This is a genomic window from Pseudomonas sp. AIG, assembly GCF_977020205.1.
The window spans coordinates 37,590-63,675 of record NZ_CDROCK010000031.1 but is presented as its reverse complement, the minus strand read 5'-3'; the positions used below and the strand labels follow the sequence as shown (position 1 = coordinate 63,675).

The 26,086-nt window shown below is 59.6% G+C and carries 27 protein-coding genes; 8 read left to right on the top strand and 19 right to left on the bottom strand.

Translation table 11 applies throughout. The annotated features are described in order from the left end of the window. Positions 1-68 precede the first annotated feature (68 nt). Positions 69-1,040 (top strand): magnesium and cobalt transport protein CorA, encoded by a 972-nt coding sequence (locus tag ACWR1S_RS18375; protein WP_250603924.1) that lies wholly within the window; start codon positions 69-71, stop codon positions 1,038-1,040. A 108-nt stretch (positions 1,041-1,148) separates the two neighbouring features. Here ACWR1S_RS18375 and ACWR1S_RS18370 read toward each other — a convergent pair whose 3' ends face one another. The 3 genes from ACWR1S_RS18370 to ACWR1S_RS18360 form a co-directional block, all read right to left on the bottom strand. Further along, a complete protein-coding gene (locus tag ACWR1S_RS18370) occupies positions 1,149-1,871 on the bottom strand; it encodes an amidotransferase (RefSeq protein ID WP_454564472.1) in 723 nt (240 codons plus the stop codon). A 91-nt stretch (positions 1,872-1,962) separates the two neighbouring features. Further along, positions 1,963-4,107, bottom strand: coding sequence for a 3-hydroxyacyl-CoA dehydrogenase NAD-binding domain-containing protein (locus tag ACWR1S_RS18365; RefSeq protein WP_454564471.1), 2,145 nt, complete (start codon positions 4,105-4,107; stop codon positions 1,963-1,965). Positions 4,108-4,131: 24 nt separating this feature from the next. Then, a complete protein-coding gene (locus ACWR1S_RS18360; protein ID WP_454564470.1) occupies positions 4,132-5,337 on the bottom strand; it encodes an acetyl-CoA C-acetyltransferase in 1,206 nt (401 codons plus the stop codon). A gap of 585 nt (positions 5,338-5,922) precedes the next feature. On the opposite strand from ACWR1S_RS18360, the gene ACWR1S_RS18355 reads away from it, so the two are divergent. Next, on the top strand, positions 5,923-6,744 hold the full coding sequence (locus tag ACWR1S_RS18355; RefSeq protein WP_454564496.1) for a c-type cytochrome: 822 nt from the start codon (positions 5,923-5,925) through the stop codon (positions 6,742-6,744). 59 nt (positions 6,745-6,803) lie between these two features. Here the strand turns inward: ACWR1S_RS18355 and ACWR1S_RS18350 are convergent, their stop codons facing one another. From ACWR1S_RS18350 to ACWR1S_RS18305, 10 genes are all read right to left on the bottom strand, one after another. Then, positions 6,804-7,607: a transglutaminase family protein gene (locus ACWR1S_RS18350; RefSeq protein ID WP_454564469.1), complete on the bottom strand. Its 804-nt coding sequence runs from the start codon at positions 7,605-7,607 to the stop codon at positions 6,804-6,806. Continuing rightward, positions 7,604-8,554 (bottom strand): alpha-E domain-containing protein, encoded by a 951-nt coding sequence (locus tag ACWR1S_RS18345; RefSeq protein WP_016982907.1) that lies wholly within the window; start codon positions 8,552-8,554, stop codon positions 7,604-7,606. The genes ACWR1S_RS18350 and ACWR1S_RS18345 overlap by 4 nt, the downstream gene beginning before the upstream one ends. 12 nt (positions 8,555-8,566) lie before the next feature. Further along, positions 8,567-9,976, bottom strand: coding sequence for a circularly permuted type 2 ATP-grasp protein (locus ACWR1S_RS18340; protein ID WP_007914061.1), 1,410 nt, complete (start codon positions 9,974-9,976; stop codon positions 8,567-8,569). 489 nt (positions 9,977-10,465) lie between these two features. Further along, a complete protein-coding gene (locus ACWR1S_RS18335) occupies positions 10,466-10,813 on the bottom strand; it encodes a ribonuclease E inhibitor RraB (protein WP_008080948.1) in 348 nt (115 codons plus the stop codon). 209 nt (positions 10,814-11,022) lie between these two features. Next, the gene (locus tag ACWR1S_RS18330; RefSeq protein ID WP_007914057.1) at positions 11,023-11,256 is read right to left on the bottom strand and encodes a hypothetical protein; all 234 of its coding nucleotides are present in this window, start codon (positions 11,254-11,256) and stop codon (positions 11,023-11,025) included. 245 nt (positions 11,257-11,501) lie between these two features. Beyond that, a complete protein-coding gene (gene speE, locus ACWR1S_RS18325) occupies positions 11,502-12,377 on the bottom strand; it encodes a polyamine aminopropyltransferase (RefSeq protein ID WP_454564468.1) in 876 nt (291 codons plus the stop codon). Positions 12,378-12,617: 240 nt separating this feature from the next. Continuing rightward, positions 12,618-12,809 carry a PLDc N-terminal domain-containing protein gene (locus ACWR1S_RS18320; RefSeq protein WP_007914053.1) on the bottom strand — a complete coding sequence of 64 codons (192 nt, stop codon included), beginning with the start codon at positions 12,807-12,809 and terminating at the stop codon, positions 12,618-12,620. 71 nt (positions 12,810-12,880) lie between these two features. Then, positions 12,881-13,411, bottom strand: coding sequence for a hypothetical protein (locus ACWR1S_RS18315; protein ID WP_454564467.1), 531 nt, complete (start codon positions 13,409-13,411; stop codon positions 12,881-12,883). An 86-nt stretch (positions 13,412-13,497) separates the two neighbouring features. Further along, the gene (locus ACWR1S_RS18310) at positions 13,498-14,016 is read right to left on the bottom strand and encodes an ankyrin repeat domain-containing protein (RefSeq protein ID WP_454564466.1); all 519 of its coding nucleotides are present in this window, start codon (positions 14,014-14,016) and stop codon (positions 13,498-13,500) included. Positions 14,017-14,113: 97 nt separating this feature from the next. Continuing rightward, positions 14,114-15,952: a long-chain-acyl-CoA synthetase gene (locus ACWR1S_RS18305; protein ID WP_454564465.1), complete on the bottom strand. Its 1,839-nt coding sequence runs from the start codon at positions 15,950-15,952 to the stop codon at positions 14,114-14,116. A 390-nt stretch (positions 15,953-16,342) separates the two neighbouring features. Here ACWR1S_RS18305 and ACWR1S_RS18300 point away from each other — a divergent pair, with 390 nt between their 5' ends. Further along, entirely contained in the window at positions 16,343-16,621 is a 279-nt protein-coding gene (locus ACWR1S_RS18300) for a DUF3509 domain-containing protein (RefSeq protein WP_008080936.1), read from the top strand. 185 nt (positions 16,622-16,806) lie between these two features. On the opposite strand, the gene mtnC is transcribed toward ACWR1S_RS18300, so the two are convergent. The 5 genes from mtnC to aroC form a co-directional block, all read right to left on the bottom strand. Continuing rightward, a complete protein-coding gene (gene mtnC / locus ACWR1S_RS18295; protein WP_454564464.1) occupies positions 16,807-17,490 on the bottom strand; it encodes an acireductone synthase in 684 nt (227 codons plus the stop codon). Between the two features lie 4 nt (positions 17,491-17,494). Continuing rightward, on the bottom strand, positions 17,495-18,040 hold the full coding sequence (locus tag ACWR1S_RS18290) for a 1,2-dihydroxy-3-keto-5-methylthiopentene dioxygenase (protein WP_141129882.1): 546 nt from the start codon (positions 18,038-18,040) through the stop codon (positions 17,495-17,497). Positions 18,041-18,134: 94 nt separating this feature from the next. Further along, positions 18,135-18,761 carry a methylthioribulose 1-phosphate dehydratase gene (locus tag ACWR1S_RS18285; RefSeq protein WP_085710648.1) on the bottom strand — a complete coding sequence of 209 codons (627 nt, stop codon included), beginning with the start codon at positions 18,759-18,761 and terminating at the stop codon, positions 18,135-18,137. After that, complete coding sequence (locus ACWR1S_RS18280; protein ID WP_454564463.1) at positions 18,758-19,903, bottom strand: MFS transporter; 1,146 nt, start codon at positions 19,901-19,903, stop codon at positions 18,758-18,760. The genes ACWR1S_RS18285 and ACWR1S_RS18280 overlap by 4 nt, the downstream gene beginning before the upstream one ends. Positions 19,904-19,937: 34 nt before the next feature. After that, entirely contained in the window at positions 19,938-21,029 is a 1,092-nt protein-coding gene (aroC, locus tag ACWR1S_RS18275; protein WP_454564462.1) for a chorismate synthase, read from the bottom strand. 130 nt (positions 21,030-21,159) lie between these two features. Between aroC and ACWR1S_RS18270 the strand changes: the two genes are divergently transcribed. Further along, on the top strand, positions 21,160-22,113 hold the full coding sequence (locus ACWR1S_RS18270; RefSeq protein WP_454564461.1) for an alpha/beta hydrolase: 954 nt from the start codon (positions 21,160-21,162) through the stop codon (positions 22,111-22,113). A gap of 99 nt (positions 22,114-22,212) precedes the next feature. Next, positions 22,213-23,004, top strand: a complete 792-nt coding sequence (locus ACWR1S_RS18265; protein WP_454564460.1) for a hypothetical protein — start codon at positions 22,213-22,215, stop codon at positions 23,002-23,004. Between the two features lie 137 nt (positions 23,005-23,141). Here ACWR1S_RS18265 and prmB read toward each other — a convergent pair whose 3' ends face one another. Next, entirely contained in the window at positions 23,142-24,050 is a 909-nt protein-coding gene (gene prmB / locus ACWR1S_RS18260) for a 50S ribosomal protein L3 N(5)-glutamine methyltransferase (protein WP_454564459.1), read from the bottom strand. Positions 24,051-24,289: 239 nt separating this feature from the next. On the opposite strand from prmB, the gene ACWR1S_RS18255 reads away from it, so the two are divergent. From ACWR1S_RS18255 to ACWR1S_RS18245, 3 genes are all read left to right on the top strand, one after another. Further along, on the top strand, positions 24,290-24,880 hold the full coding sequence (locus ACWR1S_RS18255) for a cysteine hydrolase family protein (protein WP_007914026.1): 591 nt from the start codon (positions 24,290-24,292) through the stop codon (positions 24,878-24,880). A gap of 130 nt (positions 24,881-25,010) precedes the next feature. Then, positions 25,011-25,331 (top strand): hypothetical protein, encoded by a 321-nt coding sequence (locus tag ACWR1S_RS18250; protein WP_007914024.1) that lies wholly within the window; start codon positions 25,011-25,013, stop codon positions 25,329-25,331. Between the two features lie 74 nt (positions 25,332-25,405). After that, a complete protein-coding gene (locus ACWR1S_RS18245; RefSeq protein ID WP_454564458.1) occupies positions 25,406-25,963 on the top strand; it encodes a Smr/MutS family protein in 558 nt (185 codons plus the stop codon). Positions 25,964-26,086: the final 123 nt, after the last annotated feature.

Sequence of the window (26,086 nt, the reverse complement as noted above, 5' to 3'; positions counted from 1 at the left end):
AGCAGCGACACGGCTAAGCTGAAGCCTTGTATTCCCTGCCACCTGCCAAGAAGAAGTGAATCACCACCATGGGTCGAGTTGTTGCTGCTGCGGTGTACAGCGCAGGCAAGAAAGTCACCAATATTACCCTCGACGAAGGCGCTGCCTGGGCCGCGAAAACCGGTCATTTTGTCTGGATCGGCCTTGAAGAGCCGGACGCTCAGGAGCTGTCCAATCTGCAACGCCAGTTCAACCTGCACGAACTGGCTATTGAAGATGCCCTGGAAAAGCACAGCCGACCGAAGCTGGAAACCTTTGGCGACGCTTTGTTTATCGTCACCTACTCGCCCATCCGCGAGAACGGCGTTCTGCAATTCATCGAGACGCATATCTTTGCAGGTAAGGGCTACATCATCACAGCACGCAACGGTCACTCGGCGTCCTACGCCCATGTGCGCCAGCGTTGTGAGGCGCGTCCGCTGTTGCTGGAGCATGGGGAAGATTTCGTACTGTATGCGCTGCTCGATTTCGTCATCGAAAACTACCAACCGGTGGGCGAAGCCATTCATGCCGAGATTGATGAGCTGGAACGCAACGTGCTGTGTAGCGCGTTGAATGAGCGTGACATTCAGAAGCTGCATGGCTTGCGCCGTGACGTCGTTCGCCTGCGTCGGTACGCAGCGCCGATGGTGGAGATTGGCGAGGAACTGCAGAAGCTGAGCTTCCCGTTTATCGACAAGAACATGCGCCCGTATTTCCGCGATGTGCAGATCCACGTCACGCGGCAGATGGAAGACCTGACCACACTGGCCGATATCGCCAGCCAGACCATCGAGATTGGTGTATTGCTCGAGGCCTCTCGGCAAAGCGTGGTGCAGCGCAAGTTTGCTGCCTGGGCAGCGATTCTGGCGTTTCCGACGGCGGTGGCGGGGATTTACGGGATGAATTTCCAGAACATGCCGGAGTTGAGTTGGCACTACGGCTATTTCGGTGTACTGGGGTTCATCACGGTGGGGTGTGTGAGTTTGTGGGCGAGCTTCAAGAAGTCCGGGTGGTTGTAGAGCCGACCGAGTTGTCTGGAACATTCGCGAGCAGGCTCGCTCCCACATTGCTCGGTGACGCACCGAAAATCTGATGTGGGAGCGAGCCTGCTCGCGAAGCTTTTGTCCTTAGACAGTTTCTGGCTTGTGCGCCACAAACCGCATCATCCATTCCGCTACCGTAGCGCCATGGTGTTCCTGCTCCAGACTCGCCACGCCTTTGCTATAGATCTGCGACCCCAACGCTTCCTGACGCAAATCCAGCAGCGCCCGCGAATAATCGTGGATGAATTCCGGATGCCCCTGAAAGCACAGCACCTGATCGTTAATGTGATACGCCGCGAACGGGCAGAAATCGCTGGAAGCAATGACCGTGGCATTTTCCGGCAACGCGGTGACCTGATCCTGGTGACTGATCAGCAGCGTCAGTTCCTCACGTACCGGGCTCATCCAAGGCGCCTTCGCCGCCAGTTTGTAGTTATGGCTGCCAACGCCCCAGCCCTGCGTCGCGCGCTCGCTCTTACCGCCCAGCAGCAGCGCCAGCAGTTGATGGCCGAAACACACGCCGAGCAGTTTGTCGCCACGCTCGTAACGCGTCAGCAGGTATTCCTTGAGGGTCTGGATCCACGGATCAGTACCGAACGAGTCAGCCTTGCTGCCGGTGACCAGGTACGCGTCGAAGGTTTGGTCGTCGCTCGGGTATTCGCCCTGCATCACGTTGTAGACAGTGAACTCGGCGGCAATCGGTTGCTGCGAGAACAGGCGCTGGAACATCTGCCCGTAACCCTGATATTGATCGACCAGTTCCGGACGCAGGATGTCGGTTTCCAGAATGCAGATGCGTAGCGACATAAAAAATACCTGACACGTGATGGGAATAATGAACACCCCAGAGCCTGCCTTGAAACGCCCCGGCAAGGCAAGCCCCGGAATGCGCGTTCCCTTAGAACATTTGACCTTTCGCCGCTTTATCCAGCAGCAACGCGGGCGGCGCAAAACGCTCGCCATACTGCTCAGCCAGATATTGCGCGCGGGCAACGAAATCCTTCACCCCGTATTGATTGATGAACTGCAACGCACCGCCCGTCCACGCTGCAAAACCGATTCCGAAGATCGAACCGACGTTAGCGTCCGCCGTCGAGGTCAGCACACCCTCCTCCAGACAGCGCACGGTTTCGATCGCTTGCACGAACAGCAGCCGATCGCGCACGTCTTTGGGCGAAATCTGCCCATCAGCCTTTTCGAAATGCGTCTTCAACTCGGGCCACAAATATTTCTGTGCACCGGCCGGGTAATCGTAGAAACCGCCACCCGCCGCTTTGCCCGGGCGTTTGTATTCATTGAGCAGCAAGTCAATCACGGCGAAGGCCGGGTGCTCAATCAGCGGTTTCCCTTCTGCCTGTAGGTCCTTGGCGGTTTGCTGACGGATATGGCTCATCAGGCTGAGGGAAACTTCGTCAGAGATCGCCAGAGGCCCGACCGGCATCCCGGCCTTGCGCGCTTCCGTTTCAATCATCGGCGCACTCACGCCTTCGCCGAGCATGGCAATGCCCTCATTGGTGAAGGTGCCGAATACGCGCGAGGTAAAGAAGCCGCGACTGTCGTTGACCACGATTGGCGTCTTTCTGATTTGCAGGACGAAATCGAAACCGCGCGCGAGGGTTTCATCACTGGTCTGCGCGCCTTTGATGATTTCCACCAATGGCATTTTCTCAACCGGGCTGAAGAAATGCAGGCCGATGAACTTGCCTGAATCAGGCACAGCCGTCGCCAATCCAGTGATGGGCAACGTCGACGTATTCGACGCGATGACAGCTTCGGCGCCGACAACTTGCTGGGCGGCAGAAGAAACCTTGCCCTTGAGCTCGCGATCCTCAAACACGGCCTCGATGATCAGGTCGCAACCCGCCAGGTCGGCATCACTTTCGGACGGTTGGATCCGCGCCAACACCTCATCACGCTTCGCAGCATCCATCTGTCCGCGAGCGACTTTCTTGTCCAGCAACGCCGCAGAATGAGCTTTGCCTTTCTCGGCGGCGGCCAGATTGATGTCCTTGAGCACTACTTCAATACCCGCCGAAGCACTGACAAACGCAATCCCCGCCCCCATCATCCCCGCGCCGAGCACGCCAACCTTGCGTGTGACATAGGGCGCAAAGCCCTGCGGCCGCGACCCCCCGGCGTTGATCTCATTGAGTTGAAACCAGAACGTGCCAATCAGGTTTTTCGAGATCTGCCCGGTGGTCAGTTCGGTGAAGTAACGGGTTTCGATCAGATGTGCAGTGTCGAAATCGACCTGAGCGCCCTCGACTGCCGCGCAGAGGATTTTCTCCGGCGCCGGCATTGTCCCCTGGGTCTTGCTACGCAGAATAGACGGCGCAATCGCCAGCATCTGCGCGACTTTCGGATTCGACGGCGTGCCGCCCGGAATCTGATAACCCTTCACATCCCAGCGCTGCACTGCAGTCGGATTGGCAACGATCCAGGCGCGCGCCTTGGCCAGCAGCTCATCACGATCCGCCGCCAGCTCATCAATCAAACCGGCCTGCAACGCCTGCTGCGGCCGTACTTTCTTGCCTTCGAGCAGGTACGGCAGCGCTTTCTCGATACCGAGCATGCGCACCATGCGCACCACCCCGCCACCGCCCGGCAGCAGGCCGAGGGTCACTTCCGGGAGACCGAGCTGCACCGAGGCATCGTCCAAAGCCACGCGGTGATGACAGGCGAGGCAGATTTCCCAACCGCCGCCCAACGCCGCGCCGTTGATCGCTGCGACCACCGGTTTGCCGAGGGTTTCCAGGGTGCGCAATTGCCTTTTGAGGGTCAGCACCATGTCGTAGAAGGCGTTGGCTTCTGGCTTGCCGACTTTGATCAGTTCATTGAGGTCGCCGCCGGCGAAGAAGGTTTTCTTCGCCGATGCGATGATGACCCCGGCGATGTGGTCTTTTTCAGCGACCAGCCGAGCGACGCACGTGGCCATGGCCTCGCGGTACACGGCGTTCATGGTGTTGGCGCTCTGGCCCGGCATGTCGATGGTCAGCACGACGATAGCGTCCTGGCCTTTTTCGTAACGAATGGCTTCGCTCATAACAAGGTTCCTTGAATTCGGGGCTCAGAGGCGTTCGATGATGGTGGCAATGCCCATGCCGCCGCCGACGCACAGCGTCGCCAGGCCATAGCGCAGGCGCCGCGCTTCCAGCTCATCGAGCAAGGTGCCGAGGATCGCGCAACCGGTCGCGCCCAGCGGGTGCCCCATGGCGATGGAGCCGCCATTGACATTGACCTTGTCGGGATCGACCGCCATGTCCTTGATGAACTTCAGCACTACCGAAGCGAACGCCTCGTTGACCTCGAACAGGTCGATGTCCTCTACGCGCAACCCGGCCTTGGCCAGTGCCTTGCGCGTTGCCGGCGCAGGACCGGTGAGCATGATGGTCGGATCGGTGCTGGTGACCGCCGTGGCAACGATGCGCGCCCGGGGTTGCAAGCCCAGCGCCCGGCCTTTGGCTTCGGAGCCGATCAGCATCAGCGCCGCACCGTCGACAATTCCGGAGCTATTGCCGGGCGTGTGTACGTGGTTGATCCGCTCGACATGGCTGTAGACCCGCAGCGCCGTCGCGTCGAAGCCCATCTGCCCGATCATTTCGAAACTCGGTTTGAGCTTGCCCAAACCTTCAAGGGTCGACTCGGCACGAATGAACTCATCGTGATCAAGCAGGATGATGCCGTTCTGGTCCTGCACCGGCACCAGCGACTTATTGAACGAGCCGTCAGCCCGCGCCCGTGCGGCTTTGTGCTGCGAGTGCAGCGCGTAGGCATCGACGTCCTGACGACTGAAGCCTTCCAGCGTGGCGATCAGGTCCGCGCCGACACCTTGCGGGGTGAAATGACTGTGCAGATTGGTCTGTGGGTCCAGCGCCCAGGCACCGCCATCGCTGCCCATCGGTACCCGCGACATCGATTCGACGCCCCCCACCACTACCAGATCTTCAAACCCGGAGCGCACTTTCATCGCGCCGAGGTTGACCGCTTCCAGCCCCGAAGCGCAGAAGCGGTTGATTTGCACACCGGCGACGCTGACGTCCCAATCGGCCACTTGCACGGCGGTTTTGGCGATGTCCGAGCCTTGATCGCCAATCGGCGTCACGCAGCCGACCACTACGTCATCGACCTGACTGGTGTCCAGCGAGGTGCGTTCTTGCAGCGCGGTCAGCAGACCGGCCAGCAGATTCACCGGTTTGACGCTGTGCAGGGCGCCATCGGCCTTGCCTTTGCCACGGGGCGTGCGTAACGCGTCGAAAATCAAAGCTTGGGTCATGACGTCCTCGAACCTGTGCGGTGAGTGATTTCTTGTACCTTCACTTTTGGCCCAAGCCGTCATGGTTTCAATGACCACAGCGCTCAATACGCTTGACGCACACGCTCAGACGGACGGTCATCCACGGCTGGGTGAACCGGTTCAGGTCGGCGAGTTGTCTAGCCAGCGGGCGGCGAAGAAGCTGGCAATACGCCTCATGCTTTTTTAATCGTAATTGCCAAGCTTTCCATATGAAATGGATCTAAGCCAAGCGTGACGCGGGCCCTAAGGTAGTACATGTACGTCAGGGTCGTCGGGTTTTGCCGAGGCCGACGTTCTCCAACAGGAAGTGCAGCGCTTGCCGTCATGGATATGCAGGCAAGCATCAGGAAATAACAATAAAGGCGGTCAAGCCATGTTCAAACAACCGAAAGTTCGTCAAGCAGGGCTCATTCTTTTCGCCACGACGCTGTTGTTGATTTTGCCGAATCTGACCAAGGTCATTGGCTGAATCGAGCGGCAGGTGCTGTTTATCGCCACTGAAAATGTGACTGGCCCGCTACCCGGGCCAGTGTGGCTGTGCCAACCTTTGCGCACTCCCACGACATGGACGGCGATCATTTGAAAGCGCTCATTGTGTTCGGGGCCATGCTGCTGAGCATGCCCTTGTCTGCCGCACAGTTGGATCTGCAACTGGGCGCAAGCCGCCGCACCTGGCAGACCGAGGAATTGCTCAAGCATCCTCAAGTACAAACCCTCACGATCAAAAACGATGTGTCGTACAAGAAGGACATGGTCTATCGCGCCGTGCCCGTGGCCGCGCTGCTGACCGGGATCAAACCGCAAGATCACTTGCAAGCGGTGGCACTGGACGGGTTTGCCGCAGAACTGGCCGCTGCGCCGTTGCTCAACCGTGAAGGTGCGCGCGCATGGTTGGCCATCGAAGATCCAGCGCAACCGTGGCCACCGCTGTCGGCAGACAAACACAGCGCCGGGCCGTTCTATTTGGTCTGGACCGACCCCCAGGCCGGCAATATCAGCCCGGAGCAATGGCCGTTCCAGGTCGCGAGCATCAAGCGCATGGCGCCAGTGGCCGAACGCTTCCCGGCCCTGCTGCCGGATCCTGCATTGACGGCGGATGACCCGGTGAATCTGGGGTTTGCGCTGTTTCAGAAGAATTGTCTGGCGTGTCACCGGTTGAACGGTGCGGGCGATGCGCAGTTCGGGCCGGACCTGAATATTCCGTATAACCCGACCGAGTATTTCGGTGCGGATTTCCTCAAGCGTTACATTCGTGATCCGCAGAGTCTGCGTCAGTGGCCGCAGGCGAAGATGCCGGGGTTTTCAGTGGGAGTGTTGCCAGAGGGGGATCTAGAGATGCTGGTCGGGTATCTCAAGCACATGGCCGGACGCAAAGTTAAGCCCTGACGCCATTTCCCTTGTGGGAGCGAGCCTGCTCGCTCCCACAAGGTTTGGTATGAAGCAAACTACTGTTGCTGGACGGAGATGATCGGGGTCGGCGAGACGAACACTTTCGCATGCATCTGCTCACACCCGCCGCCCCGGCGCATACCGCGCACCGGGCAGGCATCCAGATAATCGAGGCCCACCGCCAGCTTCAGGTGCCGCTCCGGCCGCGCCAGCTCATTGGTCACGTCAAAGCTGTACCAGGCGTCATCCAGCCAGGCTTCCGCCCAGGCATGGCTGGCCAGATGCTCGCAATCTTCGCTGTACAAATACCCGGACACATAACGCGACGGCACGCCCAGACTGCGCGCGCAGGCCAGAAACGCATGAGTGTGATCCTGACAGACTCCCGCGCGCCCGGCGAAGGCCTCAACGGCGCTGGTGTCGACCTCGGTCGAACCGGGCGTATACGTCATGTGCTGATTCAAACCGTGCATCAAATCGATCAACGCCGTGCGATCGCGCCGCTGCTTGCAGGACCTCTCGGCGAACGCGCGCAGCGCTTCGTCGGCTTCGGTCAATCGGGTAAAGCGCAGAAACGGCAGCGCCGACTGGCTCTCATGCTCGGCCTCGCGCAGCTCATCGATATCAACCTGACCTCGCGCACCGATGATGATCGCCTCGTGCGGTTCGTCCATGGTCAGCACGTGCAGGATATTGCCGAACGGATCGAGTTGCGCGCGCACCGGGCGCGGCAGGTCGAGCTGCCAGCTCAGCACGTGCTGCCGCTCGCTGTCGTGGGGTGTCAGTCGCAGGTACTGGATGCTCGCGCGCACCTGATCTTCGTAGTGATAGGTGGTCTCGTGGCTAATGGAGAGTCTCATGCAGCCTCCAGGTAGGAACTGTGAATGGCGTTGCCCAACTGGCGCACCAGCGGGATGAATTCGGTCAGCCAGGCGTGCAGGCCTTCCTCGAGAATTTCGTTGATGCCGGTGTAACGCAGGCGTGCGTCCATTTCTGCCGCGAGGCGCTGGGCCGGGCGGCCGTTGGCCCCAGGCAGTTGCGCGAGAATCTGGTCGATCTCCTCGGTGCAGGCGCGCAGTGAACGCGGTACGTCGGCACGTAACAGCAGCAACTCGGCAACATGCCGGGCGCCCGGCGCATCGCGGTAGATTTCGGTGTAGGCCTCGAAGGAGGACAAGGCGCGCAGCAAAGCACTCCACTGGTAATAGGCGTGGGCCGTGCCGTCGCTGACCGCTTCGGCCTGATCGCCGGCCATTTCGTAGCGCGCATCGAGCAGTCGCAGCGTGTTGTCCGCGCGCTCGATAAACGTGCCGAGGCGAATGAAACGGAATGCATCGTTACGCATGATCGTGCCGTAAGAGGCGCCACGAAACAGGTGCGAACGCTCCTTGATCCATTCGCAGAAGCGGCTCATGCCATAGCGACTGAGGCCTTGTTCGGCGATCCCGCGAATCTCCAGCCACGTCGAGTTGATGTTCTCCCACATGTCCGCCGTGATGCGTCCACGCACCGCATGCGCACTGGCCCGCGCCGCGCCGAGGCAGCTGTAAATGCTCGCCGGGTTGGCCGCATCGAGGGCAAAAAAGTGCAGCAGGCGTTCCGCATGCAGCGCGCCGTGACGCTCCAGGTAATCGTCGAGCGTACCGGTGATCAACAGCGGCATAGCCAGTTCGTGCAGACCGTCACCGCGACCGTCCTGCGGCATCAGCGACAGCGAATAGCTGATGTCGAGCATCCGTGCGAGGTTTTCCGCCCGCTCCAGGTAACGCGACATCCAATACAGATCCGAGGCAGTTCTACTTAACATGGCAAGCTTCCTTCAATCCTCGACCACCCAGGTGTCCTTGGTTCCGCCGCCCTGTGATGAATTCACCACCAGAGAGCCTTCACGCAGCGCCACGCGGGTCAAGCCGCCGGGCACCACGCGGGTTTCGCGACCGGACAAGACAAACGGACGCAAGTCGATGTGGCGTGGCGCGATGCCGTTTTCGACAAAGGTCGGACAGGTCGACAGCGACAGCGTCGGTTGCGCGATGTACGCGTGGGGTTTGGCCTTGATGCGTTCGCGGAAGGCATCGATTTCGGCCTTCGTCGACGCCGGTCCCACCAGCATTCCGTAACCGCCAGAGCCTTGGGTTTCCTTGACCACCAGATCTGGAAGATTGGCCAGCACATGGGAAAGTTCAGACGGGTTGCGGCATTGCCAGGTCGGCACGTTCTTCAGGATCGGTTCTTCGTCGAGGTAGAAACGGATCATGTCGGTGACAAACGGATACACCGATTTGTCGTCCGCCACCCCGGTGCCGATGGCATTGGCCAACACGACGTTGCCCGAGCGATAGGATGACAGCAGCCCCGGCACGCCGAGCATCGAGTCCGGGTTGAACGCCAGCGGATCGAGGAATGCGTCATCGAGGCGGCGGTAAATCACGTCCACCGCTTTCGGTCCGTCGGTGGTGCGCATGAAGACCTTGTCGTCACGCACGAACAGATCCGCACCCTCGACCAGCTCCACGCCCATTTCCCGCGCGAGAAACGCGTGCTCGAAGAACGCACTGTTGAAGCGCCCGGGCGTCAGCACCACCACACTTGGGTCGTCGATCGGGCTGGAGCTTTTCAAGGTGTCGAGCAACAGGTTCGGGTAATGATCGATCGGCGCGATACGCTGGGCGGCGAACAGTTCCGGGAACAGGCGCATCATCATCTTGCGGTCTTCGAGCATGTAGCTCACGCCGCTCGGAGTGCGCAGGTTGTCTTCAAGCACGTAGTAAGTGCCGTCGCCATCGCGCACCAGATCGACGCCGGAAATGTGCGAATAGATATCGCGGTGCAGATCCAGCCCCTGCATCGCCAACTGATATTGCTCGTTGGCCAGCACCTGTTCGGCGGGAATGATCCCGGCCTTGATGATGCGCTGTTCGTGATAGAGGTCGGCGAGGAACATGTTCAGCGCCTTGACCCGCTGGATGCAGCCGCGCTCGACGATCCGCCATTCGCTGGCGGGAATGCTGCGCGGAATGGTATCGAAAGGAATCAGGCGCTCGGTGCCCTGCTCGTCGCCGTAGAGCGTGAAGGTAATGCCGGCGCGATGGAACAGCAGATCGGCCTCACGTCGCCGTTGGGCCAACAGTTCGTCAGGCGTGTCAGCCAGCCATCGGGCGAACTCCCGATAATGCGGGCGAACCTGGCCGCCGGCATCGTACATCTCATCAAAATAGGTGCGGATCATGCCGTACTCCTTGTCACCCGGACCTACAGGCCTTCGCAAGGCCCGTGCCATCGGCATAAACGCTTTGATTTCAATCGGTTGGATATTCGCTTCGCAGCCACCGCACCATTCCTGTGCGGCAAATGCCCCAACCGGATTGCCCCCGCTTCATTGCGACGCACTGCATCGCCTATCACCAGCATAGTCAGAGTTGATTTCACTGCCCGGCATCGGCCGCGGATAATCCGCGCATTCGCTGCAAAACTTCGCCGACTACAACGTCACGAAGCGCCCAGCTCAACTGATTGGGATTGCCTCGGCAGCCCGCCCCGCTGTAACCCTGACCGGTTTCCTCTCCTTATCGGTCTTCCCTTTTAGCCACCTTCTCCGGTGGCTTTTTTTTGCCCCGGATTCTTGTTTCAGGGTTTTGCCACGGCGTTTTTACGGACGCCGGAAACGACAACGGCCGACCCAAAAGGTCAGCCGTTGCTAAACAGTTGATTCAAGAGATCAGTTTAAACGGTGGCGGCTACGCACCTCCTGTTTCACGCCCCAGCCCTCGATGATGCCGCCCAGCGGTTCGACCACGGCGGAAAAGCCCTGCTCGAAATCGCCAATATCGTCATACGTCGCGTACATCACTTTGCTCAATTCCAGCGCCCACGCACCGTCATCACGCACGCTGACCTGGGCATTGATGGATTCACCGCGAAATTTTCCTGCCGCCCTGCGCGCCCGCTCCTCGTCCGGGAAAATGGCGTAGAACTCGATGGGATGGAATCGGGAAAAATCGAAACCGCCTTCTTTCATGCGGCGCAGAACATTGCTGCTGATGTCTTCTTGATAGGCTGTGCTCATGAATCGTCCCCCTCGCATAGATGGATAGACTTTCCGTATTCCCGCCCCGGGCCTTTGGCCAAAGTACGACGGCAACGTGGTTGCACGCGGGAACAAGCATGTAGCTGACAAGACCAGACCTTAGCGATCCGTTCGCTGATCTCGCTTGCAGAGTAGCCCCAAGTCAGAGCTGCTGCCAAGGCCTGGTGTTAAAGGTGACAGGAAGAATGTCAGATGGGAGTGATGCTGCGGATTTCAATGCTGTTCTGGGTTTTCAGGCTTTTCACGCCCGCATCGGCGGTGCGCCCTTCCAGATCGTTCAGGTCCAGTTCGGCGGCGACGGGCAGAAGCCGTGCCTTGATCAATCGAGCGGCCTCATCATCGCTGGGGCATTCCGCGCGCTCGAACACCTCATCGACAATTTCACCATGATCGTCCACGAAAGTGACTTTCCACTTTTGCATCGGTGCCTCCTCGATCAAACCCGCAAATGGGCTTACACCTATCTCGACTGTTTACGCCGAAAGTTGGTTCAAAAGGATTACAGCGGACAAAGATGAAAAAAACGACATTTACTGTAAGGGGAAGCAAATGTGCGAGCCGGCTCCGGGCGGCGTTCCGACGAAGGCGGTGTGTCAGCAACATTTTTGTTGAGTGACGCACCGCTTTCGCGAGCAGGCTCGCTCCCACAGGGTATTGCAGTGTTTTTTTAGTCGTTGCTTGGCTTGTTGATCGCCTGCAGCACGTACTGCGGCAAGGCGAATGCGCCGATGTGGATTTCCGGGTTGTAGTAGCGCGTGACGATGCCGCTGCCGATGAAGCGCTGTTGCAGGGTTTCACGGCTCAGTTTGCGGTACGCCGGGTTGGACGAACCCCAGGCGAAGGTCATCGAACCGCCGATGTAGGTCGGTACGGCCGCCTGATAGAAGTGCCAGTCCGGGAACAGGCTGTTCAGGCGCCCTGCAGTGGTCTTCACTTCGTCGATCTGCATGAACGGCGTGCCGTTCTGGGTCACGAGGATGCCGCCCTCGTTCAGGCAGCGGTGGCAGGCCTGATAAAAGTTCTCCGAGAACAGCACTTCGCCCGGGCCGATCGGGTCGGTGGAGTCGGAGATGATCACGTCGAATTTTTCCGTGGTGGTGGCGACGAAACGCATGCCGTCGTCGATCACCAGGTTCAGACGCGGATCGTCGTAGGCGCCGCTGGAGTGGTTCGGCAGGAACTCTTTGCACATGTCGACCACGGTGCCGTCGATCTCGACCATGGTGATGTGCTCGACGCCGGCGTGCTTGGTCACTTCGCGCAACATGCCACCGTCACCACCGCCGATGATCAGCACGCGCTTGGCGCTGCCGTGAGCGAGGATCGGCACGTGAGTGAGCATTTCGTGGTAGATGAATTCGTCGGCTTCGGTGGTCTGGATCACGCCGTCCAGCGCCATGACACGGCCCATGCGCGGGTTCTGGAAGATCACCAGGTGCTGGTGTTCGGTGCGCACTTCGTGCAGCAGTTTTTCCATGCGAAAACGCTGGCCGTAGCCTTCGTAGAGGGTTTCCAGGTACTCGCTGGTTTTGGTGACGGTCATGGTCAAGTGCTCCGATGAATGCGCGGGCGCCAATCGTGGGGACGATTGCCCGGGAAAGGCGCGCATTCTACGTTGCCGAAGATGACAGGTCGAACCTCACTTCATCGGCAACCCGCAATCCCTTGTAGGAGTGAGCCTGCTCGCGATAGCGGTTTTTCAGTCACTGACTCATTGACTGAAGGATAGCTATCGCGAGCAGGCTCACTCCTACAGGGTATTGCGGTGTTCTCGGGATCAGTGTCAGATCCGCACGTTGCCCCGCGGTCCGGCGATCGCCCAGATAATCAGGCCCAGTACCGGCAGGAGGATGATCAGCAGCACCCAGACGATTTTCATCCCGGTGGTCGCGCCGCTTTTCAGCACATTGATGATGGCCCAGATGTCGAGGGCAAGGATGATCAGGCCAATCAGACCGTTGAACGTGGAACCCATGGTGTCGCTCCAGAGTAGTGGCATGCACTTTTAGGATAGACGGTCGCGCGCAGGGTTCCCTTTTATTGCACTCAGACGTGAACGGCGATCTTCAAGGCTTCGAGCGAGGGCGCGGCGGCGATGCCGACTTCGGCGCAGAGTTCCAGCACCCGAGGCACGTCGTTGCCGTAGACCAGCACCATTTGCAGTTCGTCGTCGAGCAACTGGCTGAAGTTCATCAGCGTGTAGCCGCCGTTTTCCTTGTTCATGCTGCTCATCTGCACCTGGATGCGATTGAGTGCAGTCAGCGCTTCGGTCTTGGCCAGTTGCTTGGGCTTGAGGTTGAAGTCCACGCCCGGGCCGAACGAAGCAACGATCTGCGCAAACAGGTCGACGTAAGTGTCAGCCTGGAACAGCACGGTTTCCGGCAAGCTACCGACCACGACCCACTCGCCCAGCGGGATCGGGAAGGTGTCGTCGTAGTTGATGTCGGGGTTGGCTGCCAGAAAAGCACCGGAATCGGCGTAGGCCTGTGCCGCTTCGTCGGCGACGTTCAGGATCTCGTCCTCGCCCATGCAGCCGGAGCTGATTTTGCTGATGAGTTCGACGAGTGCGGCTTTCATGAGGGCGGATCCTGTGGCGAAGGTGAATTTCGAGGGCGCGAAGGATAGCGCATTCTCCCCTTCGCCACAGTCCATCAGAAGGGATTTCAGCCCGACAGCTTTTCCAGTTGCGCAGTGGTATCAACCGCGCCCATGGTGCGCGCCGCATCCAGCGCGGTCACGCCATTGGCGTCCTTGGCCTGCGCATTGGCGCCTTTGCTGAGCAGGTATTCGACGATTTCGACACGGTTGAACATCGCCGCCATCATCAGCGCCGTGCGGCCATCAAACGACGAACCTTCAATCTCGGCGCCCGCCTCGACCAGCGCCTTGACCACCGCCAGATCACCTTTGAACGCCGCACCGGCAATCGGACTCTGGCCGTTACCATTGCGCATTTCCGGATCGGCTTTGTGTTTAAGCAGCACCTGCACCGCATCGACGTGGCCGTAATAGCTGGCCAGCATCAGCAATGTGTCGCCCTTGCTGTTTTTCAGGTTGACCGGCAAACCGGCCGTGACCAGACGATCAAGCATCTCGGCATCACCGTCGCGCGCCTTGTTGAAAACCTGCTCGGTGAATTCGGCAGCTTCTTCAGGGGTCATCTGGCGGCTTTGGTCGGACATGGGGCAACTCCACTTTCGGTCAATCGGAAAGCCGACAGTTTCCCGAGCGAGACGCTGGCTGTCACCCCCTTTTTCTCAAGTCAACCCATAGCCAGATTCAATAACGATGCTTTCCCTGATGAATTTCCGCCAACACTTGATCGGTGACTCGAACATAAGTGTGCGTGCCGGGCAGCCAGGCGTAGATCGGGTCATCGCCCGTCTGACCGGGATCGAACCCTTCATTTTTTAGTCGGGTTTTCTGGTATTTGAAGGTGCCGGTGGTTTCCATCTTGACCTTCACTCGCAGAAACAACGGCACCGCATAGGCCGGCATGCGCTCCCGGGCAAAGGTCAGCAACTCGGCGAAATCCAGCGTCGCAAGGGATTCCGCTGGCGTGATTGCCGCCATCCCGGCACGGCCGTTGGTGTTGCGGATTTCCACGCCATACGCCACCGCCTCGGAGATGTGCGGATGTTGCAGCAGCAGGTTTTCGACTTCAGTGGTTGAAACGTTTTCGCCCTTCCAGCGATAGGTATCGCCGAGCCGATCAACGAATTGTGCATGGCCGAACCCGATGTTGCGCAGCAGGTCACCGGTGTTGAAGAAGCGGTCGCCCTTGGTAAATACGTCGTGCAGCACAACCTTGGCGGTTTTCTGCGGATCGGTATAGCCATCCAGCGGCGCCTTCTCGTCGATCCGCGCCAGCAGCAAGCCCTGCTCGCCCTTACCGACCTTGCGCATGAAACCGTCAGCGCTGCGGATGGGTTCGCCGCTGTCATGATCGTAGGCCACCAGCTCCCAGGCCATCAGCGAAAAACCGATGGTGTTGTCGAAGTTGAGAATGTTGGTGAAGCCGATGTTGCCGTCACTCGCCGCGTACAGCTCACAGATGTGCTCGACGGCAAAGCGCGTCTTGAACTCGGCCCAGGCGCCGGGGCGCAAGCCGTTGCCGATCATCTTGCGCACGTCGTGGCGGCTGTCATCGGCACTGGCCGGTTGATCGACCAGATACCGGCACAACTCGCCGACGTAACCGAGGGTGGTCGCGCGATAACGACGCACGTCGTTCCAGAACTGGCTGGCGCTGAATTTGCGCCGTATCGCGAAGCCCGAGGCGCCGTTGACCGCAGACCCCCAACACACGCAGAGACCGGTGGCGTGGTACAGCGGCAAGGTGCAGTAGACGACGTCGTCGGGGCCCATATTGAGGGCGATCATGCCGAAACTGGCGGAGCTGCGCATCCAGCGTCCATGCTTGAACACCCCGGCCTTGGGCAGACCGGTGGTGCCCGAGGTGTAAATGTAGAAACACGGGTCGTCGAAAAAAATCTGCTGGCTGCTCGGCGGATTCTCGCTGGAAGCATCGGCACTGGCGCTGACCAGATTGACGTAACCTTCGGGCGCAATGCCCGGCTGGCTATAGGTGTCCTGATCGGCGACAAACCAGGTGCGCGGCGCGGTAATCGTCACTTGATCGCGAATCGCCGCATAAGCCGGAACCAGTTCTTCACCCAGCACAATTGCTACCGGCGCCACCAGCTTCACGCTGTGGATCAGGGTGTCGCGGGTTTGTGAGGTATTGAGCAGCGCGCTGACCGCGCCGACCTTGGCCAGCGCCAGAATGGTCACCAGCAACTCAGGACGATTTTCGATGAATACCGCGACCACATCGCCCTTGCCGATACCTTGCCCGTTCAGATAGTGAGCGATGCGGTTCGCCCACTGGTTGACCTGCGCATAGGTCAGCCGCACATCACCCTGCAATAACGCCGGACCCTCGGGATTGCGCAGCGTCGCTTGTTCGAATGTCCAGCCAAGGCCACAGCTTTGGGTCGGATCCGTGACGTTGGCCACCTTCATGCCCTTGACCACCCGTGGGATGGCTTTGGCAATCATCGGCAGTTTGCGGAGCATCATGCTCCAGGTAATCGTGTCGCTTGGCGCGTGACTCATGGACGCTCCCCGTTCGACCTTGGCGTGCAGGTCGATGTTTTTATTTTTCGGGCTTGGGCTTGAAGCAACCGACGCGTGCGAGCGTGGGTCGAGATCGAAAATACGTCAGCGCTTCTCACGCTGTACATGCGGTTTTTGCAATGTTTTGTATCCGCTGATCTGGCGGCTGACGCGCTGATCTCCGGGTCAGCGATTGGTTCCGTTGAATCGACAACGATCCCGCAAAATGCAGGATGCACGATGGCCATTCATGCAGTTTGCACGACCCCTGCAAATCGCATTGTTTTTAAGCTATTGATTTATAAACATTTTTTATTTAACAAATGCTGGCACAATCGCTGCAACCTCCTCTGCATGCTTGCCATTCAAGTGCATACGGAGCTGAAAGACATGAGCCTGATCCAAGAAAAATTTACCTCCCTGTTCTCCAACTTCGACGTCACCACTGCGCCACGCCCTGATGGCGGGATCCTGCTGACTCTGCGCAGCAGCGACGGCAAAGTGTTTAAACGCGCTCTGACTTATCAACAACTGCATGCCGGCGACCAACTGTCGTGGGCGATCAGTGCGATTCGCCGTGACTTGGCTGAGCAAGCCAGTGAGCTGCCGCAAATTGCCATGCTGCAGAGCCAGCAGCGTTTTGCCCTGCCGACATATCACTCGCTGTAATTTTTCAAACGCTTTAAACAAAACAGGCCGTGGAGCTTTCGCTTCACGGCCTGTTTTTTTTTGTGCCTGACGCCAATCCCCTGTGGGAGCGAGCTTGCTCTCGAAAGCGGTGTGTCAGGGAGAAATTTTTATCTGATACTCCGCCTTCGCGAGCAAGCTCGCTCCCACATTGGGTTTTTGTGTGGTCAGAAGGCTTCGGGTTCGATGCCGGTGAAGGTGTCGACGGTGATGTGGCTGCCCAGCTCGCCGCCTTCGCGGGCCAGGCCGCAGGTTTGCAGACCTGCCGACTGAGCGGCGTCGAGTTCTTCAACAATGTCCGAGAGAAACAGGATTTCCCCTGGTTCAACACCGATGGCTTGCTGAATATTGGTGTACGACTGCGCCTCGCGCTTGGGCCCCGATGTCGTATCGAAAAACCCGCTGAACAGCGGCGTCAGATCCCCCGCCTCCGAGCAGCCGAAAATCAGCTTCTGCGCCTGAATCGACCCAGACGAGTACACAAACAGTTGATAACCCGCCGCATGCCAGCGTTGCAGCGCTTCAACAGCGTCCGGGTAGACATGCCCTTTCAACTGCCCGGCGTGATAGCCCTGGGCCCAGACCATGCCTTGCAAAGCCTTGAGCGGCGTGGCTTTGCGGTCTTCTTCGATCCAGCTCAGCAGAATTTCAACAACCCGTTCAACATCGGCCTGTGGTGCATTGCTGTCACGGCGCACGGCGTCGAGTTGCTCGGCCACATCGGCACGTTCAGCGTTCTGGCGGACGAAATCCGGCAGGTGTTTAGCCGCGTACGGAAATAGCACATCAAACACGAAACTCACCGCGCTGGTGGTGCCTTCGATGTCTGTGACTATGGCTTTGATCGACATCGAATCAGTCCTCCAGGCGCGGGAAGCGGCCGGCGATGTCTTCGCCGGTGAAGTTGGCAACCCAGCCTTCCGGGTTGTTGAACAGGCGGATCGCCACGAAGTGCGGATGCTCGCCCATGTCGAACCAGTGCCTGGTGCCGGCCGGCACCGAAATCAAATCGTTCTTCTCGCAGAGTACGGCGTAGACGTAATCATCGATGTGCAGGGTAAACAACCCACGACCAGCGACGAAAAATCTGACTTCGTCTTCGCCATGGCGATGCTCTTCGAGGAACTTGGCGCGCAATTCGGCTTTTTGCGGATGATCGCTGTTCAGGCTGATGACGTCGACAGTGATGTAACCGCGCTCGGTCATCAGTTTGTCGATCTGTTCTTTGTACGCGCTGATCACTTCTTCCTGGGTGGCGCCGGGCTGAATCTTCGCGGCGGCTTGCCAGCGGTCGAAGCGCACGCCCTGCTCGGCCAGGGTCGAGGCGATGTCTTCAAAGTGGGTCAGCACTTTGTTGGGAATGTCGGGGCTGGAGACGTGATAGACGGACAGGCTGCTCATTGGGGCAATTCCTCGGTATCGGCCTTGCCGTCCGGTTCTTGCAGACCGGTCGGGCACAGCATTTCATCAGGCAAATGGGCTACTTCCGGTGAAGTCAGCCTTGGCGGTTCATAACGCTGCGGGTTTTCAACTCGCATTCAAACAAAAATTCAAAGGCCTCGATCTGCCGCAGCGCGTCGCTCATCTGTGCGCCCCAGGTGTAGAGGCCGTGGCCGCGAATCAGATAACCGACGCAATCGGGATGGGCGTCGAGCCAAGGCTGCACCTTGGCGGCGAGGCGCGCAATGTCCTGATCGTTGTCGAAAATCGGCACGCGCACACGCGATTCATGGGTCGAGATGCCGCTGAAGGCTTTTTGCAGTTCGTAGTCTTCGAACTCGATAAAGTCTTCCGGGGTCAGGCGCGACAGCACCGTGGCGTTGACCGAATGGGTGTGCAGCACTGCGCCGATCTCCGGCCGCCAGCTATAAAGCTGAGTGTGCAGCAGGGTTTCGGCGGACGGTTTTTTACCCGGTTCCAGGCTGTTGCCCGACAGGTCGGTGGCGAGCACATCGTCCAGACCCAACTGGCCCTTGTGCTTGCCGGACACGGTCAGCAGCGCTTCGCTCGGCGACAGGCGTGTCGAGTAATTGCTGCTGGTGGCTGGCGACCAGCCGCGACCATAAAGAAAACGCCCGGCGTCGACGATTTGCTGGGCAAGCTGTTCACGCGTAAGGCTCATGGCCTGTCCTCTTGCATACGTGTGGCAATGATAACGGCAGCAGCGAGCGCCGCGAGACTGGCAATACTAAAGGTCAATGTCGCGCCGAGGGCATTCCAGCTGTAACCGGAATACAACGCGCCCAAGGCACCGCCGGTGCCGGCCAGTGCGGCGTACAACGCTTGGCCCTGCCCTTGCTGGCGCGCGCCGAAGCTACGTTGCACGAAAGCGATGGCAGCGGCGTGAAAACTGCCGAAGGTCGCCGCATGCAGAATCTGCGCGAACAACAGCACCGACAGAAACTCGGCGAACGAACCTAGCAGCAACCAACGCAGCGCCGCCAGCAGAAAACTCGCCATCAGCACCCGGCGCAGGGAAAACCGCGCAAGAATCCGGCTCATCGCCATGAACATCAGCACCTCGGCGACCACACCCACGGCCCAGAGCATGCCGATGGTGCCGCGTGTGTAGCCGAGTCGTTCAAGGTGCAGGGTGAGAAAGGTGTAATACGGGCCATGGCTCATTTGCATTAGCGCCACGCAGCCGTAAAACGCCAGCACGCCGGGATTGCGCAGTTGCTTGAGAAAACCCTCGCCGTTCGGCCGATTGCCCTGCGGCGGTTGCGCGTTTGGCACCCACAAACTGCTGAGGACGATGCCGGTCATGATCAGCACCAGCGCCGCCGGGTAAATGTCGAGGCTCAGCCATTCGAACAGCCGGCCCAACACAACCACGGTGATGATGAAACCGATCGAGCCCCAGAGGCGAATCTGGCTGTACCGCGAGGTCTGCCCCTGCAAATGCGCCAAGGTGATGACTTCGAACTGCGGCAGTACCGCGTGCCAGAAGAACGCGTGCAACGCCATGACCATCGCCAGCCAGGCGTAGGTCTTGCTGACGAAAATCAGGGAAAACGTCAGCAGCGTACACACCGCGCCAAAGCGCACGATGGCCAGGCGCTTGCCGGTGTAATCGCCAAGCCAGCCCCAGATGTTCGGCGCCACGCAGCGCATCAGCATCGGGATGGCGACCAGTTCACCGATCCGCGCCGGACTGAAGCCGAGGTGATCGAAGTACAGCGCCAGAAACGGCGCTGTCGACCCGAGCAAGGCGAAATAGAAGAGGTAGAAACTGGACAGCCGCCAGTAAGGAAGCGCCGCCACGCCGGTTATGCCGCGACGGCTTTAAGGCCCGCCATCAAAGCTGACCCAGCACCGGCGTGCTCACACGCACATCGGCGTTCTGCCCACGGTGACGCAGCAGGTGATCCATCAGCACAATGGCCATCATCGCTTCGGCAATCGGCGTGGCGCGGATGCCGACGCACGGATCATGACGGCCCTTGGTGATCACATCGACCGGGTTACCGTGGATGTCGATCGAACGACCCGGGGTGGTGATGCTGGAAGTCGGCTTCAACGCCAGATGGGCAACGATCGGCTGACCGGAGGAAATACCGCCGAGGATGCCGCCCGCGTTGTTGCTGAGGAAACCCTCCGGGGTCATTTCATCACGGTGCTCGGTGCCGCGTTGGGCAACCGAGGCGAAACCGGCGCCGATTTCCACGCCCTTCACCGCGTTGATGCTCATCAGCGCGTGGGCCAGTTCAGCGTCGAGACGGTCGAAAATCGGCTCGCCCAGACCCGGCATCACGCCTTCGGCGACCACGGTAATCTTCGCCCCGACCGAGTCCTGATCGCGACGCAACCGGTCCATGTAGGCTTCCAGTTCTGGAACCTTGTCCGGATCCGGGCTGAAGAAGGCGTTCTCTTCCACCGAATCCCAGGTCTTGAACGGGATTTCGATCGGACCGAGCTGGCTCATGTAGCCACGAATGACGATGCCTTGAGTGGCCAGATATTTCTTGGCAATTGCACCAGCGGCAACGCGCATCGCGGTTTCGCGCGCCGAGCTGCGGCCACCACCACGGTAATCGCGCTCGCCGTATTTGTGGTGATAGGTGTAGTCGGCGTGGGCCGGGCGGAACAGATCCTTGATCGCCGAGTAGTCCTTGGACTTCTGGTCGGTGTTGCGGATCAGCAGGCCGATCGAGCAACCGGTGGTGCGCCCTTCGAACACGCCGGAAAGGATTTCGACTTCGTCGGCTTCCTGACGCTGGGTGGTGTGACGGCTGGTGCCCGGCTTGCGGCGATCGAGGTCGCGCTGCAGGTCTTCGAGGGAGATCTCCAGGCCCGGCGGGCAGCCGTCGACAATGGCGACCAACGCCGGACCATGGCTTTCGCCAGCGGTGGTGACAGTGAACAACTTGCCGTAGGTATTGCCGGACATGCAGGACGCTCCGTGAAATCAAACCCAAATTCGTGATGCGCGCCAGTATACGCAGGCTAACCGAGTAGTTCATCCTCGAACCTTAGTGGTGCTGGCGAGTCCAACCGGCACCTTGGCGAATGATGGCGTGATGATGCTGCGAGTTTTGATCTTGAGTCTTACCCTGTTTACGGGCTTTGCCCAAGCGACGGTCCTACAACGTCCGGTGACATTGGATACCGGCACCGGCGAACTTTTCGGTTCGCTGCTGCTGCCAAAATCTGACAACCCGGTGCCGGTTGTCCTGATTATTTCTGGCTCGGGTCCTACGGATCGTGACGGAAACAACCCCGACGGCGGGCGCAACGATAGCCTCAAGCGCCTGGCCTGGGTGCTGGCCAAACACAACATTGCCAGCGTGCGTTACGACAAACGCGGGGTGGCCGCGAGCCTGGCGGCGACGCCGGATGAGCGCAATTTGTCGGTGGAAGCCTACGCGGCAGACGCCGTGGCGTGGGGGCAGAAACTCAAGGCCGACCCGCGTTTCGGCACGCTGATTCTGCTCGGCCACAGCGAAGGTGCGTTGATCGCCAGCCTTGCCGCGCCAAAAGTCGATGCGGCGGCGGTGATTTCCTTGTCCGGTAGCGCCCGACCGGTCGATCAGGTGATCCGCGAACAATTGGCCCGCAGCCTGCCGCCGCCACTGATGCTGCGCAGTAATGAACTGCTCGACAGCCTCAAGGCCGGCCACACTGATGACAATGTGCCGCAACCGTTGCAGGTCATTTTCCGTCCGAGCGTGCAGCCGTACCTGATTTCACTGTTCCGCCAGGATCCGGCAAAAGCCTTCGCGCAACTGAAGATGCCGGCGCTGATTGTTCAGGGCAGTAACGACATGCAAGTCGGCGTTGGCGATGCGCAGGCGCTGAAAGCCGCCAAACCGGACGCCGAACTGGCGGTGATCGATGGCATGAACCATGTCATGCGCATCGTGCACAACGATATGAAGCGGCAATTGGCCTCGTACAAGGACCCTAATTTGCCGCTGGCCGCCGAACTCGGCGCCAAAATCATCGAGTTTATTGACGGACTTCGCACCCGTTAAACGGCGTTTGCCCTCCAGTCCTGACAAAAACGGCCGATAAGCCTTTGTCGCCAGCGCAACGGCTGGCGGCAAGCAGGGCTTGGACAGGATCTCGCCGTTATGACTGATACCCAGACTTCACCCGACACCACCGCTGAAAAAGACGCACCGCCAGCGGTCGAGCTGCCGTGGGCGGATGTCCACGTCGAGCACCACAAGATGCTCCGCCTGGCCCCGCTACAGACCGACCGCAACACCGGCGGGCGCCCCTTGCGCTTCGTCGAATTCGGCTATGCCGAGCGCAACGGCAAAGAAAAAAGCCTGATGCGCATGGCGATCAAACTGCCCGGCCAGCGAGTGCGCAAAGAGCAGAATCAGCTGGACGTGTGGGTGGATCACACCACCAAGCGTGTGCACTTCGGCCCCGACAGCGGCTTGCAGATCGAACCGTTGAACCGTGGCATCGGCCGTTACATGGCCGCGCAAGGCATCAACTGGGCGAAAAAGCGCTGGCCCACTTACACCGTCGACGGCATGGACTTGAACAACAAGGATGCGCTGAACGAAGACACGCGTCTGCGTCGCGATCACTTCCTGCGTGTGCATGGTTTTGATGTGGTCTATGCCGACGCCCAGCATTTGAAGGGCAGCATCAAGGATGTGCTGGTTGGCGATCTGCTCGGTGACTGGAACAGCGAGAAACTGCAGATCGTCGAGATTCTTGAAGCGGCGCAGATGCTTCAGCAGGCCGAACAGAATCTGGCCGAGCAGGAAGTGAAGCTGAAGAAACAGGAAGACAAGGTCAGCAAGTTCAAGCGTGAAGACGCTGGGCTGCGTTTCACCATTACCTGTCTAGTGGCGTTTGCGGTGTTTCAGGCGGGGTTGTTGATCTGGATTGCCACGCACCGCTGATCGCTTGAAACCGCGTCGCGGCCATTCGCGAGCAAGCTCGCTCCCACAGGATTTGTGTCGTACACCGAACCTGTGGGAGCGAGCTTGCTCGCGAAGCTTTTGATCGTTCCCACGCTCCGCGTCGGAATGCAGCCCGATTAGACGCGGGAAGCGAACAAGGCCTGATGATCGCGGCACTGCTCCGCCGTCAGCATGAACACGCCATGCCCGCCACGCTCGAATTCCAGCCAGGCAAAATCGACTTCCGGGTACAACGCGTCAACGTGCACCTGGCTGTTGCCCACTTCGACAATCAGCAAACCTTTATAGGTCAGGTGATCCGCCGCTTCGGCGAGCATGCGTCGAACCAGATTCAGCCCATCATCGCCACAGGCCAGACCCAGTTCCGGTTCATGTTGATATTCGTCCGGCATATCAGCGAAATCTTCCGCATCCACGTAAGGCGGGTTCGACACGATCAGGTCGAAACGCTGACCCGGCAGCCCATCGAAACCATCGCCCTGTACGGTGTAGACGCGCTCATCGACGCCATGTCGCTCGATGTTCTGGTTGGCCACTTCCAACGCTTCAAAGGACAGATCGGCCAGTACCACTTCAGCGTTCTGGAACTCGTAGGCGCAGGCAATACCGATGCAACCGGAGCCGGTGCAGAGGTCGAGAATCCGCGCGGGTTCGGTGCCAATCCATGGGGCAAAGCGGTTTTCGATCAGCTCGCCGATTGGCGAGCGCGGGATCAACACGCGCTCGTCGACGATGAACGACATGCCGCAGAACCACGCTTCGCCCAACAGGTAAGCGGTGGGAATGCGCTCTTCGATACGGCGCTTGAGCAGGCGTTGCAGGTTGACCAGTTCGTCGTCTTCCAGCGCGCAATCGAGGTAGCTGTCGGCGATTTCCCACGGCAAGTGCAAAGCGCCAAGCACGAGTTGCCGGGCTTCGTCCCAGGCATTGTCGGTGCCATGGCCGAAAAACAGATCCTCCCCATGGAAGCGGCTGACGGCCCAACGGATATGGTCACGCAGGGTACGAAGGCGGGAAGTGATCACGGCGCAGAACTCCAGAAAAAACGACTGGCGATTCTAGCAGCCAAAACGCCTGACGACGACGCGGGAAAAACATCGCGACGACAGTAGGAGTTTTCTGTTTTTTGCATCAGCTATTGAACAGAACGTGTAACTTGACAAGGCTGCAGGCCAATAACGACGGTGCCTACGATGGTAGCGATTCACAGAACCGCTCAGCCAGAGGACAATGTCGCAAAAGCCCCACCCCAAGGAGCCCCAGAATGTCCGTTCCAAAAACGATGTTTCAACTCAGCGGTCGCGGTTACGCAGCGGCCACTCTGAGCCATGCCACCGTGGTCATCATCGATGCCCAGAAAGAGTATCTCAGTGGCCCGCTGGCCCTGAGCGGCATGGACGCGGCCGTCGCGAACATCAAACAAGTGGTTGCCGCAGCCCGTGCAGCCGGTCGGCCGATCGTGCACGTGCGTCACCTCGGCACCGTCGGTGGCCTGTTCGACCCGCAGGGCGAGCGCGGCGAATTCATCCCTGGCCTCGAGCCGCAGGGCGATGAAACCATTATCGGCAAACTGCTGCCGAGCGCGTTCCATGGCACCGAGTTGCTCGATCGTCTGCAAAACCTTGGCTCGCTCGACTTGATCGTCTGCGGTTTCATGAGCCACTCCAGCGTCAGCACCACCGTGCGCGCGGCGAAGAACCTGGGTTTCCGCTGCACCCTGGTGGAAGACGCCTGCGCCACCCGCGATTTGCCGTTCAAGGGCCGCGTGCTCAGCGCCGCCGTGGTGCAGGAGGCCGAAATGGCGATCATGGCGGACAACTTCGCCACTCTCGCGTTGACGCAAGACCTGATCTGATCCGCTCCGATGGGCGGCTCAGCGCGCCGCTCATCTGCAAAATCCTCTCATTTGCCGCAAATGCCATAGCCTCAGGAACAACCCGGTCAACTCCCGGTCGAAGGGCCGATACCCATTGAGGAAGGTCGGAATGAAGTTATCCGATGGATTTGACGCACGCCGCTTGCGGCCCAAAGGCCAAAGCAACTGGCGTTTTCGATTCGGCGCAGCGATCGCGGCCATTCTGGCGACGTTCGGTGTACTGCTGGCGATGGCTGGAGCGGCCAGCCTGCTCGGGCGCCCGCCGGCGCTCGGTGACTTGAATGCCACGCCGATGGGCTCGGCGATCATTCTGGCGGTCGGTTTGCTGTTTCTGTATTTCGGCGTCGCCTTGTGGCGTCGCTGCCGCCGTCGCGCACGGCAATCGCGGGAACTGAACATGTCCCCGCACCTGATGAAAAAACACGACTGACTCACCGGCCTGGCTTTTTGCCGGGCCGTTTTGTTTCGACTTGGGTAAACTGGCCGCCCTTCGCGGAGGCTGACATGCAAGACGACGATTTTTCTCTGTTCAAAAACGAGTTGCGCGGCGTCAAGCCGATCAAACACGACCGCGCCGACACCGGCAAACCCAAGGCTGACCGCGCGCAGATCGCCAAGCTGCGCCAGTCCGCCACCGTGCGCACCGACACCGCGACCGTTGATGGCCTGTCCGATCAGTTCGTGATCGACGTCGGCCCGGAAGACGAGTTGATGTGGGCGCGTGACGGCGTGCAGGAAAGTCAGATGCGCAAGCTCAAGGTCGGCCAGATCCCGTTCGAAGGCAGCCTCGACCTGCATGGCATGAGCGTCGAGAAAGCCCGGGAAACACTTTGGGCGTTTCTTGCCGAAGCGACCAAATTCGAAATCCGCTGCGTGCGCGTCACCCACGGCAAGGCTGTGCGTCTGGACGGCAAGCGGCCAATGATCAAAAGCCACGTCAACACCTGGCTGCGCCAACATGCGCAGGTGCTCGGTTTCTGCTCGTGCCAGGCCAGACACGGCGGTGCCGGCGCGGTTTACGTAATGCTTAAACGCACGATGATGGAAGGTCGCGACGAATAATCCGCCCCCTCTGAAGCCCCGCATCGTTAGTCACGATGCGGGGCTTTCACTTTGCTGAAGCTGTTCGAATGGCGGTGCTGAACGGCAGCTTTCGGCAGTCGGCTATGCACCCACTGCTAGCGG

Coding starts and splice junctions, on each gene's coding strand:
- ACWR1S_RS18375 (WP_250603924.1), top strand. CDS start 69: ATGGGTCGAGTTGTTGCTGCTGCGGTGTACAGCGCAGGCAAGAAAGTC.
- ACWR1S_RS18370 (WP_454564472.1), bottom strand. CDS start 1,871: ATGTCGCTACGCATCTGCATTCTGGAAACCGACATCCTGCGTCCGGAA.
- ACWR1S_RS18365 (WP_454564471.1), bottom strand. CDS start 4,107: ATGAGCGAAGCCATTCGTTACGAAAAAGGCCAGGACGCTATCGTCGTG.
- ACWR1S_RS18360 (WP_454564470.1), bottom strand. CDS start 5,337: ATGACCCAAGCTTTGATTTTCGACGCGTTACGCACGCCCCGTGGCAAA.
- ACWR1S_RS18355 (WP_454564496.1), top strand. CDS start 5,923: ATGGACGGCGATCATTTGAAAGCGCTCATTGTGTTCGGGGCCATGCTG.
- ACWR1S_RS18350 (WP_454564469.1), bottom strand. CDS start 7,607: ATGAGACTCTCCATTAGCCACGAGACCACCTATCACTACGAAGATCAG.
- ACWR1S_RS18345 (WP_016982907.1), bottom strand. CDS start 8,554: ATGTTAAGTAGAACTGCCTCGGATCTGTATTGGATGTCGCGTTACCTG.
- ACWR1S_RS18340 (WP_007914061.1), bottom strand. CDS start 9,976: ATGATCCGCACCTATTTTGATGAGATGTACGATGCCGGCGGCCAGGTT.
- ACWR1S_RS18335 (WP_008080948.1), bottom strand. CDS start 10,813: ATGAGCACAGCCTATCAAGAAGACATCAGCAGCAATGTTCTGCGCCGC.
- ACWR1S_RS18330 (WP_007914057.1), bottom strand. CDS start 11,256: ATGCAAAAGTGGAAAGTCACTTTCGTGGACGATCATGGTGAAATTGTC.
- speE (WP_454564468.1), bottom strand. CDS start 12,377: ATGACCGTCACCAAAACCAGCGAGTACCTGGAAACCCTCTACGAAGGC.
- ACWR1S_RS18320 (WP_007914053.1), bottom strand. CDS start 12,809: ATGGGTTCCACGTTCAACGGTCTGATTGGCCTGATCATCCTTGCCCTC.
- ACWR1S_RS18315 (WP_454564467.1), bottom strand. CDS start 13,411: ATGAAAGCCGCACTCGTCGAACTCATCAGCAAAATCAGCTCCGGCTGC.
- ACWR1S_RS18310 (WP_454564466.1), bottom strand. CDS start 14,016: ATGTCCGACCAAAGCCGCCAGATGACCCCTGAAGAAGCTGCCGAATTC.
- ACWR1S_RS18305 (WP_454564465.1), bottom strand. CDS start 15,952: ATGAGTCACGCGCCAAGCGACACGATTACCTGGAGCATGATGCTCCGC.
- ACWR1S_RS18300 (WP_008080936.1), top strand. CDS start 16,343: ATGAGCCTGATCCAAGAAAAATTTACCTCCCTGTTCTCCAACTTCGAC.
- mtnC (WP_454564464.1), bottom strand. CDS start 17,490: ATGTCGATCAAAGCCATAGTCACAGACATCGAAGGCACCACCAGCGCG.
- ACWR1S_RS18290 (WP_141129882.1), bottom strand. CDS start 18,040: ATGAGCAGCCTGTCCGTCTATCACGTCTCCAGCCCCGACATTCCCAAC.
- ACWR1S_RS18285 (WP_085710648.1), bottom strand. CDS start 18,761: ATGAGCCTTACGCGTGAACAGCTTGCCCAGCAAATCGTCGACGCCGGG.
- aroC (WP_454564462.1), bottom strand. CDS start 21,029: ATGTCCGGCAATACCTACGGCAAGTTGTTCACTGTCACCACCGCTGGC.
- ACWR1S_RS18270 (WP_454564461.1), top strand. CDS start 21,160: ATGATGCTGCGAGTTTTGATCTTGAGTCTTACCCTGTTTACGGGCTTT.
- ACWR1S_RS18265 (WP_454564460.1), top strand. CDS start 22,213: ATGACTGATACCCAGACTTCACCCGACACCACCGCTGAAAAAGACGCA.
- ACWR1S_RS18255 (WP_007914026.1), top strand. CDS start 24,290: ATGTCCGTTCCAAAAACGATGTTTCAACTCAGCGGTCGCGGTTACGCA.
- ACWR1S_RS18250 (WP_007914024.1), top strand. CDS start 25,011: ATGAAGTTATCCGATGGATTTGACGCACGCCGCTTGCGGCCCAAAGGC.
- ACWR1S_RS18245 (WP_454564458.1), top strand. CDS start 25,406: ATGCAAGACGACGATTTTTCTCTGTTCAAAAACGAGTTGCGCGGCGTC.